This window comes from Salipaludibacillus sp. CUR1, assembly GCF_021028955.1.
Taxonomy (GTDB): domain Bacteria; phylum Bacillota; class Bacilli; order Bacillales; family Salisediminibacteriaceae; genus Salipaludibacillus.
The window spans coordinates 1-14,503 of record NZ_JAIWPE010000023.1 but is presented as its reverse complement, the minus strand read 5'-3'; the positions used below and the strand labels follow the sequence as shown (position 1 = coordinate 14,503).

18 protein-coding genes are annotated in these 14,503 nt (G+C 38.9%); 16 read left to right on the top strand and 2 right to left on the bottom strand.

The annotated features are described in order from the left end of the window. Nucleotides 1-8: 8 nt before the first annotated feature. The 4 genes from K8O68_RS05370 (at nt 9) to K8O68_RS05355 (ending at nt 4,080) form a co-directional block, all read left to right on the top strand. Nucleotides 9-620, top strand: coding sequence for a succinate dehydrogenase cytochrome b558 subunit (locus K8O68_RS05370; RefSeq protein WP_230895900.1), 612 nt, complete (start codon nt 9-11; stop codon nt 618-620). A 27-nt stretch (nt 621-647) separates the two neighbouring features. Then, a complete protein-coding gene (gene sdhA, locus K8O68_RS05365) occupies nt 648-2,417 on the top strand; it encodes a succinate dehydrogenase flavoprotein subunit (protein ID WP_230895899.1) in 1,770 nt (589 codons plus the stop codon). Continuing rightward, a complete protein-coding gene (gene sdhB, locus K8O68_RS05360) occupies nt 2,414-3,169 on the top strand; it encodes a succinate dehydrogenase iron-sulfur subunit (RefSeq protein WP_230895898.1) in 756 nt (251 codons plus the stop codon). Before sdhA ends, sdhB begins: the two co-directional genes overlap by 4 nt. Nucleotides 3,170-3,369: 200 nt before the next feature. Further along, entirely contained in the window at nt 3,370-4,080 is a 711-nt protein-coding gene (locus K8O68_RS05355) for a DUF4181 domain-containing protein (RefSeq protein WP_230895897.1), read from the top strand. A gap of 142 nt (nt 4,081-4,222) precedes the next feature. Here the strand turns inward: K8O68_RS05355 and K8O68_RS05350 are convergent, their stop codons facing one another. Further along, on the bottom strand, nt 4,223-5,068 hold the full coding sequence (locus tag K8O68_RS05350; protein WP_230895896.1) for an MBL fold metallo-hydrolase: 846 nt from the start codon (nt 5,066-5,068) through the stop codon (nt 4,223-4,225). A 1,004-nt stretch (nt 5,069-6,072) separates the two neighbouring features. On the opposite strand from K8O68_RS05350, the gene K8O68_RS05345 reads away from it, so the two are divergent. From K8O68_RS05345 to K8O68_RS05330, 4 genes are all read left to right on the top strand, one after another. Then, nucleotides 6,073-6,621: a DUF7010 family protein gene (locus K8O68_RS05345; RefSeq protein ID WP_230895895.1), complete on the top strand. Its 549-nt coding sequence runs from the start codon at nt 6,073-6,075 to the stop codon at nt 6,619-6,621. A 98-nt stretch (nt 6,622-6,719) separates the two neighbouring features. Beyond that, entirely contained in the window at nt 6,720-7,142 is a 423-nt protein-coding gene (gene fosM / locus K8O68_RS05340; RefSeq protein ID WP_230895894.1) for a FosM family fosfomycin resistance protein, read from the top strand. A gap of 76 nt (nt 7,143-7,218) precedes the next feature. Further along, nucleotides 7,219-7,470 (top strand): AbrB/MazE/SpoVT family DNA-binding domain-containing protein, encoded by a 252-nt coding sequence (locus K8O68_RS05335; protein WP_230895893.1) that lies wholly within the window; start codon nt 7,219-7,221, stop codon nt 7,468-7,470. Between the two features lie 187 nt (nt 7,471-7,657). After that, nucleotides 7,658-8,113 (top strand): ASCH domain-containing protein, encoded by a 456-nt coding sequence (locus K8O68_RS05330; RefSeq protein WP_230895892.1) that lies wholly within the window; start codon nt 7,658-7,660, stop codon nt 8,111-8,113. A gap of 136 nt (nt 8,114-8,249) precedes the next feature. Here K8O68_RS05330 and K8O68_RS05325 read toward each other — a convergent pair whose 3' ends face one another. After that, nucleotides 8,250-8,696: a DUF4385 domain-containing protein gene (locus K8O68_RS05325; protein WP_230895891.1), complete on the bottom strand. Its 447-nt coding sequence runs from the start codon at nt 8,694-8,696 to the stop codon at nt 8,250-8,252. A gap of 211 nt (nt 8,697-8,907) precedes the next feature. Between K8O68_RS05325 and K8O68_RS05320 the strand changes: the two genes are divergently transcribed. From K8O68_RS05320 to K8O68_RS05285, 8 genes are all read left to right on the top strand, one after another. After that, the gene (locus K8O68_RS05320; RefSeq protein WP_230895890.1) at nt 8,908-9,387 is read left to right on the top strand and encodes a hypothetical protein; all 480 of its coding nucleotides are present in this window, start codon (nt 8,908-8,910) and stop codon (nt 9,385-9,387) included. Nucleotides 9,388-9,520: 133 nt separating this feature from the next. Then, the gene (locus K8O68_RS05315; RefSeq protein ID WP_230895889.1) at nt 9,521-9,997 is read left to right on the top strand and encodes a pyridoxamine 5'-phosphate oxidase family protein; all 477 of its coding nucleotides are present in this window, start codon (nt 9,521-9,523) and stop codon (nt 9,995-9,997) included. A gap of 232 nt (nt 9,998-10,229) precedes the next feature. Then, nucleotides 10,230-11,024, top strand: a complete 795-nt coding sequence (locus K8O68_RS05310; protein ID WP_230895888.1) for a phosphotransferase — start codon at nt 10,230-10,232, stop codon at nt 11,022-11,024. A 221-nt stretch (nt 11,025-11,245) separates the two neighbouring features. Continuing rightward, a complete protein-coding gene (locus K8O68_RS05305) occupies nt 11,246-11,884 on the top strand; it encodes a DUF1349 domain-containing protein (protein WP_230895887.1) in 639 nt (212 codons plus the stop codon). Between the two features lie 222 nt (nt 11,885-12,106). Beyond that, entirely contained in the window at nt 12,107-12,442 is a 336-nt protein-coding gene (locus K8O68_RS05300) for a hypothetical protein (RefSeq protein WP_230895886.1), read from the top strand. Nucleotides 12,443-12,931: 489 nt separating this feature from the next. After that, complete coding sequence (locus K8O68_RS05295) at nt 12,932-13,111, top strand: hypothetical protein (RefSeq protein WP_230895885.1); 180 nt, start codon at nt 12,932-12,934, stop codon at nt 13,109-13,111. A gap of 350 nt (nt 13,112-13,461) precedes the next feature. After that, complete coding sequence (locus tag K8O68_RS05290; RefSeq protein WP_230895884.1) at nt 13,462-13,824, top strand: cupin domain-containing protein; 363 nt, start codon at nt 13,462-13,464, stop codon at nt 13,822-13,824. A gap of 86 nt (nt 13,825-13,910) precedes the next feature. Continuing rightward, complete coding sequence (locus K8O68_RS05285) at nt 13,911-14,396, top strand: GrpB family protein (protein ID WP_230895883.1); 486 nt, start codon at nt 13,911-13,913, stop codon at nt 14,394-14,396. Nucleotides 14,397-14,503: the final 107 nt, after the last annotated feature.

Sequence of the window (14,503 nt, the reverse complement as noted above, 5' to 3'; positions counted from 1 at the left end):
TGGACAACGTGAAATCAGATCGCACATTTTTCTGGCGAAAGCTTCATTCCATTTCAGGACTCATCCCCATCGGCGTGTTCTTATTCGTTCACTTTGCGATCAATTATACGGCCTTTTACGGGGCAGAAACATATAACCAGGCGGCTGCAATGATGGGCAACCTGCCTTTCCGCTATGCGATGGAGATCGGGATTATTTTTATCCCGCTTCTCTTCCATGGCATTTACGGGATTTATATAGCCCGTGAAGCGAAAAACAATATTTCCGCCTATAAATACGAAAAAAACTGGTATTTTTACTTTCAGCGAGTGTCAGGAATTCTCGTTTTTCTGTTTCTCGTCTGGCATGTTGGAACAACAAGGGTGCCTGCAGCGTTTGGAGCAGAAGTTAACTTTGATATGGTAGCCAGTCTTGTAGCTAATCCTGTCTACCTGTTTTTCTATATTGTTGGCATTCTGATGACCACTTACCATTTCAGCAACGGCTTCCGCACGATGCTGATCACATGGGGTATTACAGTTAACCGAAAATCCCAGAACTTCGGAAAAGTGATCGGCGTGATTCTGTTCGTTGTGCTGTCAGGGATTGGTTTGACTGCGATTTTTGCGTTTGTTGCATAAGAGGATTAAAGAGGAGGACATAAGCTTATGAAGCGACAAAAAATAGTGGTTGTCGGCGGAGGCCTGGCCGGGCTGATGGCGACAATTAAAATAGTGGAAATGGGTTTGGATGTGGACTTGCTCTCACTGGTTCCAGTCAAACGGTCCCATTCCGTCTGCGCCCAGGGCGGCATTAACGGCGCCTGCAATACGAAAGGTGAGAATGATTCCCCGTGGGAGCACTTTGACGATACGCTTTACGGGGGCGACTTCCTTGCCAACCAGACCCAGGTATGGGGGATGTGCGAGGCCGCACCGAAAATCATTCATATGTTTGACCGAATGGGAGTGATGTTCAACCGGACACCGGAAGGACTTCTGGACTTCCGCCGGTTCGGAGGCACCCAGCACCGCAGGACAGCGTTTGCGGGTGCGACGACAGGGCAGCAGCTTCTTTACGCCCTTGATGAACAAGTCCGGAAATTCGAATCGGAAGGAAGGGTTCGAAAGTTCGAAGGATGGGACTTTGTCTCTGCTGTTTTAGATGATGAGGGGGTGTGCCGCGGTGTCACCGCTCAGGAACTCCTGTCTATGGAGGTCCGTTCATTTAAAGGGGAAGCGGTTATTATGGCTAGCGGCGGGCCGGGGATGATTTTCGGCCGGTCGACGAACTCGCTCATCAATACCGGATCAGCGGCAGGCAAACTGTACAGGCAGGGCGCCATCTATGCAAACGGGGAATTTATTCAGATCCATCCGACTGCGATTCCGGGTGATGACAAACTCCGTCTTATGAGCGAGTCTGCCCGTGGAGAAGGGGCACGAGTCTGGACTTATAAAGACGGCAAGCCGTGGTATTTCCTCGAAGAGAAGTACCCGGCATACGGAAACCTTGTGCCGCGTGACATCGCCACAAGAGAAATTTTCGATGTGTGTGTGAATCAGAAGCTGGGTGTCGATGGTGAAAATAAAGTCTACCTCGATGTGTCCCATATTGACCCGGAACTTCTGAATGTCCGATTAGGCGGCATTCTTGAAATTTATGAAAAATTTATGGGCGATGATCCCAGAAAAGTACCGATGAAAATCTTCCCTGGCGTCCATTATTCAATGGGAGGCCTGTGGGTGGATAATAATCAGCAAACGTCCATCCCCGGACTGTTTGCCGCAGGGGAATGTGATTACTCGCAGCACGGGGCGAACCGGCTGGGTGCGAATTCCCTGCTGTCAGCTGTCTATGGTGGAATGGTTGCCGGGCCGGAAGCCGTACGTTATGCCAAAAATAGCGAACAGGCAACAGATGGTGTTTCCGACCGTATTTTTACGGAACAGCTAAAGCAGGACCAGCAAGAGATGACACAGATCTTGAGTATGAGCGGCAACGAAAATGCCTATCAGCTTCATCATGAGATGGGCACGCTCATGACGGAGAATGTCACGGTCGTAAGAGAAAACAAAAAGTTACTGGAAACAGATAAGCAGCTGGGCAACCTGATGAATCGTTTTGAAAACATTAATATTCAGGATTCATTAAAATGGCATAACCATGCCGTCACCTTTGTAAGAGGCTTAAAAGGCATGATGGATCTCGCAAAAGTCATTACCCAGGGCGCTTATCTGCGCGATGAAAGCCGGGGCTCCCATTATAAGCCTGAGTTCCCTGACCGGGACGATGAGAAGTTTCTCAAAACAACAATGGCGACGTTTAACGCGGCAGAGCGGAAGCCTGAATTCAGCTACCAGGAAGTAGATATTTCAAAAATTAAACCCCGTAAACGCGACTATACGAAAGGCAAGAAAGCGGGTGTGAAGTCATGACGACGAACGGTAAATTGGTTCATTTAAAAATACGGCGTCAGGACGGCCCATCTTCTGACAGCTATGTGGAAGAATTTGAGGTGCCGTACCGGCCGAGCATGAATATTATTTCTGCCCTGATGGAAATCCGTAAAAATCCTGTCAACAAGGACGGAGAAGAGACGACACCGGTACAATGGGAGTCGGTCTGTCTTGAAGAAGTATGCGGGGCCTGCTCAATGCTCGTTAACGGAAAGCCGAGGCAAGCCTGCTCAACGTTAATTGATTCACTTGAACAGCCCATCCATCTCGCACCGTTAAAAACGTTCTCGTGTGAACGTGACCTGATCGTTAATCGAAAGCAAATGTTTGACGCCTTAATGAAAGTTAAGGCGTGGATTGATATTGATGGGACTCACGATCTCGGCCCGGGACCGCGAATGGCTGAGGAAGATAGGCAGTGGGCTTATGAATTAAGTAAATGCATGACGTGCGGACTCTGTTTTGAAGCATGCCCGAATGTGAATGACCGATCGACCTTTATCGGTCCTGCCCCTTTATCACAGGTCCGATTGTTCAACACCCATCCGACAGGTAAAATGCAGGCATCCAAAAGGCTTGAAAACATTATGACCGAAGGCGGCATCACGTCGTGTGGCAACTCAGGCAACTGCGCTGAAGTATGCCCGAAAGAAATTCCATTAACACATTCTATTGCAGCATTGAATAAATCCACCACCGCTTACTCCTTCAAACGATTTTTTGTAAAATAGCTTTAGCCGCTGTCCTTCAAGGGGACGGCGGTTTTTGCGTTATATATATTTTCCATGAAAGAAAGCCAGGGAAGAAAGGTCTTTTTAAACAAATGAAGTCATACATTCCCCTAATATATGGATGCTGGTATGTTAAAATGTAGCTGAGTTAGTGAGGGACAGAGCAGGTGCTCTGATTCTGGGGGAACGGGGGGATTTTTTTGAATGCACTTTTAACTTTTATACCCATAATCTTAAGCGTGCTCCAGGGTATTGAACATTTTGTAGGCAAGCGGCTCGTGACAGGGGAAGAGAAGAAGCTTTCAGAGACAGAGGGGAAAACCCTTGCACGTGTGGCCCGTATAATTTTCGGAGTTTTTCTGTTAGTTGCGATTCTATTTTCCTTTACTTTGAATATGCAATATGAATTTTTGAGAAATGTTCTTGTCTTTGCCTTTATAGTCGGATACGGAATTAAAGCAGTGATGGAATGGAAGTACCTTGAGGGGACAAAACATGTGGCTACCATTACTTTTATGTGTCTCAGTGTAGCGGCTGTTTTGGGCACCTTTCATATAATCTATGAAAGAAACCTGACCACCTATGGAGCCGTCATGGCAGACGTGATAGATCAGGAGGAATCTGTGAAGAGCATTCAAATAGAAACGCTCGACCAGAGCTCCTCAATTGAAACGGAAGACGAGAGACTGATTGCAGAGATCCTTTCTGGTCCAGCAGAGATGGTCCTTTTTGAGACCTCCCAAGTCCCTTTAGGCTCTTATCATCTCACTGTTCATACAGAAAATGATCACTTCCAGTTTTACATCGGAGACGACTCGCTGGTAATGGGGGATTTTGGAACGATGACTGAATATGAAATTTTAGAGGATAACGACATATACAGGCTAATTCAAAGTGAGTTGGAGAAGTAATTTATAATTTGCAGGCTTCAATAGCAGTGGCGCTTGTGTATGCCGTCCTGGTCTGGTGCCGGCAAAAAAACTCCCCAATACTCTCGCAGAGGGGAGGAGGACCTGATCGCGCCAAAGCTAAATTACTTTTTGGTGAAAAACCTTAGTTGACATACTTGCCGTGCTCAGGCTTGGCCATGTCATCAAAATTTTCAGCTAAAGTTTTTAAATTTTTTTTTAATAATTCGCCCGACATAGGCAGTCCGTGTCCCGTCACGGCGACAGTCGGCTTTAATGAGGCCAGCTTAATGACGGATTCCTTGGCTGCCTTCCAATCTGTCGTCAAGTATTTTGGCGGACCGCTGATTTCCTGTTCCTGGGTTATCACTTTATAAAGAGATTCCTGTTTAACAGTCACAAAAGCATCTCCAGCGACCAGCGCCCGGTCGTTCTCCCTGAAAAGAGCTATTTGACCTGGTGTGTGTCCGGGCGTATGAATCCATTTGAATTCCGGCAAATAAGGGACAGATCCATCGGCTGGTAATGGTTTAACGTTGTTTCCTAAATTAATGGGTTCATTAGGGAACATCGGCGACATCTTTGCAACCATGCCCCCTTCAACCGAGGGATCCGGTTTCGGGTAACTTCTTTCTCCGGTTAAATAAGGCATTTCTAACTCGTGTGCGTAAACAGGAATCTGCCAATGTTCAACCAGTTCAATAATGGCTCCTACATGGTCAAAGTGCCCGTGAGTTAATATGATCGCTTTTGGCCGGCTGTCAGTCCCAAACCGTTTTTCAACAGCGGAGATAATATCTTTGGCTGAATGAGGCATTCCTGCGTCAACCAATACAAAATCCGAGGTTTTTGGGTCGCCGATCATATGAATATTTACGATCTGGACGGTGTAGTTATAAAGATCCGGCAATACTTCTATACCTGAACCACTTTCTTTAGAAGTGGCTGGAATATATTTATAATCACTTCCGTAATTCATTTGCTTATCCATAAATCTCCTCCTCTATTAAGGCATGTAGCTAGTCTTCCCGTTGTAAATTTATCTACACACAAAAAAGGATAATATTAAAAATCAGCACTAAAGCCTTAAACTAATGAGTGCGTTTGCGCCAGAAGATCTCCTGCCAATTTTGTATTATTGGGAGAGGGTTTTACTGCAGAATTTGGAGGTGCTCGTATAAAAATCTTTGCTGGTAAGTACCATCCTGTAATCATACTCATCCTTGTCAGTGCCATATTCAGTTATATTAGCTATGACCCACATGTCATGCTTAGCGAAGCTGTCCTGTTTCATGGCATGTCTTCCATACTATTTATCTCCTTCTTATTTCTGTATGGGTTAGTTATAGGGAGGAGGATGCAGGATAATTTTTTCTCATTCATTACAGCTTATTGGGGAATCGGGGCTTTTTTATACAGTTTTGGCTACTTTTCATTTCTGGCCCCCATATTCTATCCGGCTAATTTTTTATTTACCCTTCCTATTTACGGCGGCATGAGATATTTTTTTGACTTATATCCCTCTTTTAGTTTAGGAATTATTAGTATAGCCGTACTGTACTTGTCTTGTTTAGCTGGTTATTTTGCAGGAAAATTAGCTGGGGTAAGAGAATCAGCCAAGGGGAAACATTAGCAGACAGCCAGGCGTAAACTTATCGGCTAGTTTAGTTGAAATTAACAAGAGAACATTAATAATTCTACATTATAAAATTAAAACTCTACCTTATAAACGCGAAACTCTACCGTATAAACGTGAAACTCTACCGTATAAAAGTGTAACTATACCGTATAAAAAGGCCACTCTACCGTATAACAAATTTCGACAATAAATGCGCCGCTGTCATACCCTTCTCCCCCCTTTTAACCCGTCAAAAAAAACCTTCCTTAATTGCTTTCTCCTAAGTCCCGTTTTTCCTGCCCAAATAAATGGAAAATTATGATAATCTTAAATTGAAGAAAATTTGTCTGACAAATAATTAACAGGAGGAAAAGCAATTGGACGTTACTCAAAGCCGGAATAATTTATCAGTCATCAGTAAAAATGGAATTGGTTTTTTGTTATCTGCCGTTGTGATCTGGGCAATCATCACAATCATATTTTTACAGCCAATAGAGATACATAGCAAGAACATCTACATGTTATTTTCCACAGGTTTAATGTTTCCTTTGTCCGTCGGAATGTCTGCTTTAATCAAGGCTGATTGGAGGCTTAAAAATAATCCCTTAGGTAATCTTGGTTTATATTTAAACCTGGCTCAGCTTATTTATTTTCCCATCCTTTTTTGGGGGATCATAAAAAGTCCAAATGATGCGATCGTATTTTTTGCAATTATAACCGGTGCTCATTTTTTCCCGTACGGCTGGTTTTATAACGCTAAACCCTTCTATGTCATGGCACCAGTCATTTCAGTGGCCATTATGGGTCTAGGGTTATATTTAAATGGAGATAACTTATGGGTAATTCCTTTGTCTATGACACTCCTTCTCCTATTATTAATTTCCTGGCTAAGTATAGACTATAAGAAGAAAGCGGGAAAAGAGTAACTGATCGACGCGGTCCAGCCAGATGCAGCGGCAGTTATAAAGCTATCGAGATGAAGAGCAGAGGAGTTTTCTGGTAAAAAGATAAGCAGGTGATAAAGGTGACTGTGAAAGGGCTGAATCATTTTTTATTTTCAGTTTCTAACTTAGAAAAATCTATTAAATTTTACACAGAAGTCTTCGACGCAAAATTGTTAGTAAAAGGGAGAAGCACAGCTTATTTTGATTTAGATGGTATGTGGCTTGCTCTTAATGAAGAGAAGCAGATTCCCCGAAACGACATAAACCACTCATATACCCATATAGCTTTTTCTATAGATGAAAAAGACTATGATCGCATCTATCAGAAACTGAAGGAGTTGAATATAAACATCCTGTCAGGCCGCCCACGGGACGAAAAAGATAAAAGGTCAATTTACTTTACTGATCCGGACGGCCATAAGTTTGAATTTCATACAGGTACTTTGCAGGACAGGTTGGATTACTACCAGAAAGAAAAACCACATATGGAGTTTTTTGATTGATGGGTTGTTTGAAGGCAATTAAAGGATTCTTGAAACAGTTGGTGAGAAGAAATCGTTAGCTTGGAGGTGTTAAAGAGTGGAACACTTTGAAAGAAAAATAACTAAGGTTGGAAACAGACTGGGTATAACCCTTCCTGCTAAACTACTTAAAAAAGTAGGTTTAACGCAGGGGGATCATGTTCAAGTGGAAGTCAAAGAAAAAAGAATTGTTTTATGGAAAAAAGAACAGATTACACTCCCTCATGGGGTGGACGCTGAAATTATGAATGTCTTGAATGATATCATCAAAGATCATGATCAAGCCTTTAAAGGCTTAGTGGACAGATAATGGCCAATATAACACTTTCCATAAATTCATATATTACATGTACAATGAATGCTGGAGGAGTGCTCTTATTCACAGGGGCTGGCTATTTTATTTATAGACAGTTACAGCATTAAAGTATAGGTCACTCAACAAAATGAGAGTTATAATTATTCTATACCATTAAATTATAGAAAGCAGGTTGGCAGATATGAGTAATGATTCGATTAGTCAGATGTGGGAGGACTTTAAGAAGGTGAATCCGGATGCGCCAGAAAATTATGAAGCGTGGGCGTTTGGGGATTCTAAGGAAATGGCTGATGAACTTGCTGAATTAGTACTGGAAGGCAGAAAAACTGCGACAGCTTCAAATTATTCATTATACGGAGATGAAGAGCCGTTACCTTTTGTTGGTCTTCATAATATTATTCTTGATGGGGATGGAAAAGCTGTAGCCGTAGCCGAAACCACCTCGGTTGAGATTGTTCCATTTGATGAAGTCACTGAAGAACACGCTTATTTAGAAGGTGAAGGCGACCGTACCTTAAAATATTGGCGGGACGTACACGAAGACTTTTTTAAGAAAGAATTCAAAGAGGTTGATCAGGAGTTCCATAGTAAAATACCAGTAGTCTGTGAAAAATTTAAGGTAGTATATAAGAAGTAAAGGCCGAGTGAAGCTTATGGTGGAGCAGCTTATATGAAAGATGTTGAACCACAACTTACTCTTTAAAAGACCGTTTAAACTAATAGCGAAAGTAGATGATGGACGTTGTCTGAACGTCCATCACACAGGCTCAGGTTCATCCGTACTTTTTTTGATGCTCTTTCTTTTTCTTTAAGTATTCTTCATCGGTTCGGACAATCTTCCATTTCTCTTCGAAAATACGTGCTGATTCCGCTTTCTCATCATTGATCTCTCGCGGATTGATCTCCCCTTCCTTATCGTATTTCTTTCCGCCTTTATAGTTCGCGTAGCGCCTCGCTCTCGTGTAGCCCATTTGGATAAACTTCCGAGCCATATCCATTCCTACGAAGTCATTTTTTTCTTTATACTCTTCAAAAAGTTGATAAATTTTCTCAGAGGATTCTTTGGCAATCTCAGGAGTTTTAAATCTCCAGTGAGGCAGAATCTCCCCTTTATATGGTTCTACCATGAGAACTCCCTGCTCCCCGCGTCCCACTCTATACTTGTCAGGCTCTTTCCTAAAGTCGATGTTGTCAAAATCAAGATCGTAATCAAAACTCATATTATCCACATCCTTTCCAATAGATATTCCATAAAACTGATGAACTTAAACGGAAAATAGACCTGACAAACGGAGAGCGATAGCTGAAGGTCCAGGAAGCTGCAAATGCGGCTTTTTATTTAGTTTCGAACTGGAAAATGATGTTAAACTAAAGGGGGAGTTGAGTTGAATAAGTGAACTTCTTTTAATGTAAATAAAGAGGAGGAACACCGTGGCATTTATTATTTCGGCTTTAATAGTTGTTGTATTTATTGTAATTGCTATTGGCGGCGATGTTATGTTTAAGAGAAAAATTATGGCTGCTATATATACTTCAATAATGGCAGTTATAGTGTTAAATATAATGGAGCCTGTACCACCTGTGGATGGAGGTTGGGCATTAGGCATTTTAGTTTATTCAATTCATGCAGTGCCTGTTATTTTTATTTACGGCATTTTTTCATCTGCAATTTCGGAAAAGATTAGCTTCGCTCTGGAAAAATACTCGAATGTTCTTTCTCTTATACTTCATATTTTATTTGGAATCGCATTTGTCCTGCCGTATGGTGTCATTTTCGTATCAATTCCCTTCACACAACTTACATTTTGCGAAATCTTTTTCAATTATGCTACACTCCTTTTTTCCATCTTCGCTGTTATATTCTTTATTATCGATTATATTTTAAAGCAAAAGTTTAAACGAGGAGAGTAAATTTCATATTATGAGACTGAAATAAAGGGCAAGCGATAACTCAATCAGCTCTCGCTGCTCTTGTTCAACAAAAGGGAATAATAGTTTAAGAATGAAGGATATCATTAAAAGCTAATTAGCTACTCAGGAGGTTATGATGAAAATTATTAGGGATACAGGTAGAAGTTTTGATTTAGATAATTTTCTTTCTATGTCATTAGTAGCTCATTTATCAACGGTCGCAGAAGATTCACCAAGAGATTCACCCGTTTGGTTTTATTGGCGAGAAAAAATAATTTGGATAATAGGTACAGCTTCAGATACATTTCCAGATAGAATAAGGAAAAATTCAAAATGCGCTATTGGAATAGTAGATTTCAACCAGCATACTGGTCTATTTTTACATGCAGGATTTAGAGGGACAGCAACTGTTAAGCCTTTTGACGAGATAATAGCTAATCAGTTACTTTCTCGTTATTTGGGAACTGAAATCGAAAAATGGGACCCACGTTTTAAAGAATTAGATGATAGTAATGTTCTAATATGCTTTACACCCGAAACAGTAGTAGTTCGTGACCAATCATATGTTCTTCCTAAAAGTGGTGAAAAGTGCGATTGTTCAAAAGAATAGTCGCTTATTGTAATAACGGCGAGGGTTAGTAAAATTACGAGTTGCAGTTTTGCAGCTCTTTTTTTGCATCTATATACTGGAAAATGTTGTTAAACTAATGGAGGGAAGAGTTAGATAAAAAGTAAATTATGTAGATTACGTTTTTGTTTTGTTTAAAGTATTTGTAAAAAATGATGCTAAGGTGATAATAGAAAATTATCAATGCGTAAAAGTTTAATGGAGGGATTTTTAAATGTCGAATCATAAAAACGAAGAAAAACTAGCAGGAGGAAATGTCTCAAACGTATATCGCATAGAAGATACTGTTAGACGAGAGTTAAAGCCTGATAGCATTAAAATTCATAAATTACTGAAACATTTGGAAAGTAAAGGTTTTGATTATTCACCTAAGTTTTTAGGGATTGATGAAAAAAATAGAGAGATATTATCATTTATCAAAGGAGAAGCTGCCAATTATCCACTAAAAGAATACATGTGGTCTAATGATGTTTTAAAAGAAATAGCGAAAATGCTTCGTCTCTATCATGATGCTGTAAGTGATTTTCCCTCATTAAATGAATGGAAACCAATTGATAATACTCCAAATAACATGGAGGTTTTATGTCACAATGACTTTGCTATATACAACATTATTTTCAATCACAAAAAACCAGTAGGTGTTATAGATTTTGATGTCGTTGCTCCTGGTCCAAGACTTTGGGACATAGCTTATACTCTTTACACATGCGTTCCATTAAGTAGGTATTATCATACTAAAAAAGGCGAGACAGTTCATTATAATCCAACAGATGATGCTAAACGAATAAAACAAAGAGTTGAATTGTTCTTTGAATCTTACGGTATTGAGGGGATGAAAGCAGGATATTTAGAGATGGTATTGCTAAGATTAGAAGGATTATGTAAATACATGAAAAGAAAAGCCGATGAAGGAAATATTGCATTTCAAAAGATGATAGATGAAGGGCACTATGAATATTATCAAAAAGATATTAAATTCATTCGTGAACATGGAAAAGAGTGGATTTAAGAAGGGGTTTGTTGAAATAACGGAGAGCAAAAGTTGAAGATCCAGGAAGCTGCATATGCGGCTTTTAAAATTGCCTGCTAACTGGAACATGATGTTAAGAGGGGGTCTGCTAAACAAAAGTATTTCTTTTTGTTAAAGTGAAGATAGGTAAAGTTAAGATGATAGTCATCACCTTAACTAAACTTTTTGTTAAGTTTAGAATTTTATGCGGAGGGATTTTTTTGAAAACTAATATAATTTATAACGATAATTTTGAAAATAACAGACTTAGTGATGAATTAGTGTGGTTCTGTGAACCTAAAGAATGGTTTGTAGACAAAAGTTCCTCTCAACTTGTAATACAAACAGATGAGAACACCGATTATTGGAAGAAAACACATTATGGTTTTGAAGCGGATAATGGGCATTTTCTTTATAGAGAAACAAATAAAAATTTTAGATTAACTGCAAAAGTGAAGACAAAACCTAAATCAAGGTATGACCAAGCAGGGTTGATGTTGAGGTTCTCGGAAGATATATGGATAAAAACATCATTGGAATATATACCAAATGGATTAAGTAAATTGGGTGCAGTGGTTACAAATCGCGGCTATTCTGATTGGTCCTCACAAAATGTAGACTATAATAATGAATATTTGTTTTTCAGGTTATCAAGAATTGGTCAAAATGTTTATGTGGACTTTTCATCAAACGGGGCAGAATGGAACCAAATACGTATTGCTCACTTGGATATCCCAGAACATTCTTTGGTTAAAACGGGGTTATATGCTTGCAGCCCACAAGGGAAAGATCAGGAAGTCAGGTTTGATTTTATAGAAATTGAAGAACTTTCTAACGACCCTCAAGAAGCTTATTTATAAACTTTATAAAATACTTATAAACTTGTTGTTTGGTGATGTAACTGGACTAAAGGTAGCAATAGCTGAAGAGTCAGGAAGCTGCATATGCGGTTTTTTTCTTTGCTTCACAACTTGAAAATGATGTTAAAACTAAAGGGGAAGATCCTTCAATAAGCAAACGAATCAAATTTTGCAACAAAACAATAGTTTAAATATGTTTATTTTGAAGGAGGAGGGGTCATTATGTGGTTTATTAAGGAATACTTTTTGGGATATTTATTTATTATGATGGCGGCACAAGGATATTCTTGGTATTATCTTTCGGGTGATATTTACCCTCTATGGTTTTACGTAATATTTGCTATCGCAGGATTGTTTTTAATAGTTCATAAAAATATCAAAAAAGTGCCTGACAATAAAAAAAGTAAAGTGATTCTCTTCGATGTTATATATATCACTCTTGTTTCTTTACTCGTAAGTATTCCTTTGCCGTTTTTAGCGTGGGTTATATCTGCATTTCTCCCTCTTTTCATTATTCAATACGCGTTTGAACCTTTTGGTAAAAATGCTAGGGTATAGAGTCAAGTCATTTAGTCATTTGGTTATTGCACTTTAAAATAAAATTAAGCTTCTTCCATTAACGAGGGGCATATTTAGAAAAGATACATTTATATATAAACTTCATAGAACAATGAGAAAGTTATCCAAATTAAAAATAGAGAGTGAGGTACTCATTCATGATGAATTATAGTTTTTTATCTATTATTAAACAATTGGAAACAATGCTTCATAAGGTTTCGTTTTTTAAATTAGTATTATTTGTTATTCCTGTTTCTATGTTTGTGACACTTGTTTATGCATTGTCCAGTGATATATTTAATACCATTGGCTCTAGTTTTTTTAGATAACACTTAATAAACAGCAAAGTAATAAGGAATAATCACTTTTGAAATGGTGTACTTAAATTAACGGCGAGCGATCGTTGAACAAGCTGCTATTGCTTGCCAGTACGAAGGGGAAAAGAGTTTAATAAAAAAATTATGGTTATATAACAAGGAGGGAAATTGTATGCACTATACTGAAGCTATTCTACGAATTTATGATTTATTATCGCTACTTATTTTTGCAATTGGAATATTTTTTATACTCATAGCCCCCTTAATTTTGAAAGAGTCTAAAATAATTGGATATGCATTCATAGGCCTCGGAATAATAATTGTTATAACTGGTATAACTATAAGACTTTAAATATATAAACTACTATATTAGGTTTAATTAGAAGTGCTTATTAAACAAACGGCGAGCAATAGTTCCTAGAAGCTGCATATGCTTGCTTTTATAATTGCATCCGTAATGGGGACTGATGTTAAACAGTAGAAGTAGATTCTTAAATAAAGCATACATACAAAAAAGGCAGCGATAAAAATGGTTATCGCTGCCTTTTTTCTTAGTTATATTATAGCATAATTTTCCATGAAATTTCAGGCTGTTATTCTAATATTCTAAATATTACCATAAGAGAGTGACTTGGTATATGAAGGAGTTTAGTAATACAAGAGTTCGTAAAAAGAATGGTCTATTGCAAGGAGGATTATAATATGCAACTTTATAGGTTCGATAATGAAATTGGAAAAAAAGTCACTCATTTTAACTCTAATTTTATAATGTCCCGAATAACAAAAACGGAATTAGCTGCTCAAATTAGTTGCATGTATTTAGAGCCTGACGGAATTATTGGCTTTCATAAAACGGTAGTTCCTCAATTACTTATTATTGTTACTGGTGAAGGCTGGGTACGGAATGATGATATGTCAGAAATAAGTGTTAAAGCAGGTGATGTTATCTATTGGGAGGAAGGTGAAGGACACGAAACTTTCACTAATTCAGGGCTTACTGCAATAGTAATAGAATCAGAAAAACTAAATCCATCTGATTTCATGCCTCAGAAAGAGTTGACCTAAATTCACACTTCCAGGAACGGGAGCCTTACTAAACCAGCGCAGTACACTTTTGTTAAAGAATAGAATGTTATTAGGGAGGGGCTTTAATGTTAGGGGTAAATAAAGGAGAAGTCAAGTTGGTAACTCATTCGTCAAACTGGAAAGAACTATTTGCCGATGAGAAAGAAATGTTACAATCCATCATTGGAGAATACATAAAAGATATTCAACATTTTGGAAGTACAGCTATTGAAGGTATTAAAGCTAAACCTATTATCGACATACTCGTTGGAGTGGAGTCTTTAGATAAAGTTGAGAAATTCGATAAAGAGAGTTTAAAAGAAAATGGATATTACCATTTATCGAAAGTGCGTCTTGAAGGAAAAGTAGTTTTTGCTAAATTCTCTAACTTAGAAAACCTAACTAAGACACATATCATGCACATAGTTGAACATAACGGAACATGGTGGAAAGAGCATACTTTTTTAAGAGATTTTTTGAATGATAATCCTGATAAAGCAAGAGAATATGAAGCATTAAAAAAGAGTTTGGCATTAAAATATCCTAAGGATGAACGTACCTGTTTCTGCTAGCTATAAATGACTGATTGCTGACAGCGTTGTCTGTCCGGGATTTGTCGAGTATACTGTCATTAAAAAGCTGCAGAAAGGAAAAAAGAGACCCAAAGGATGTTGACCGT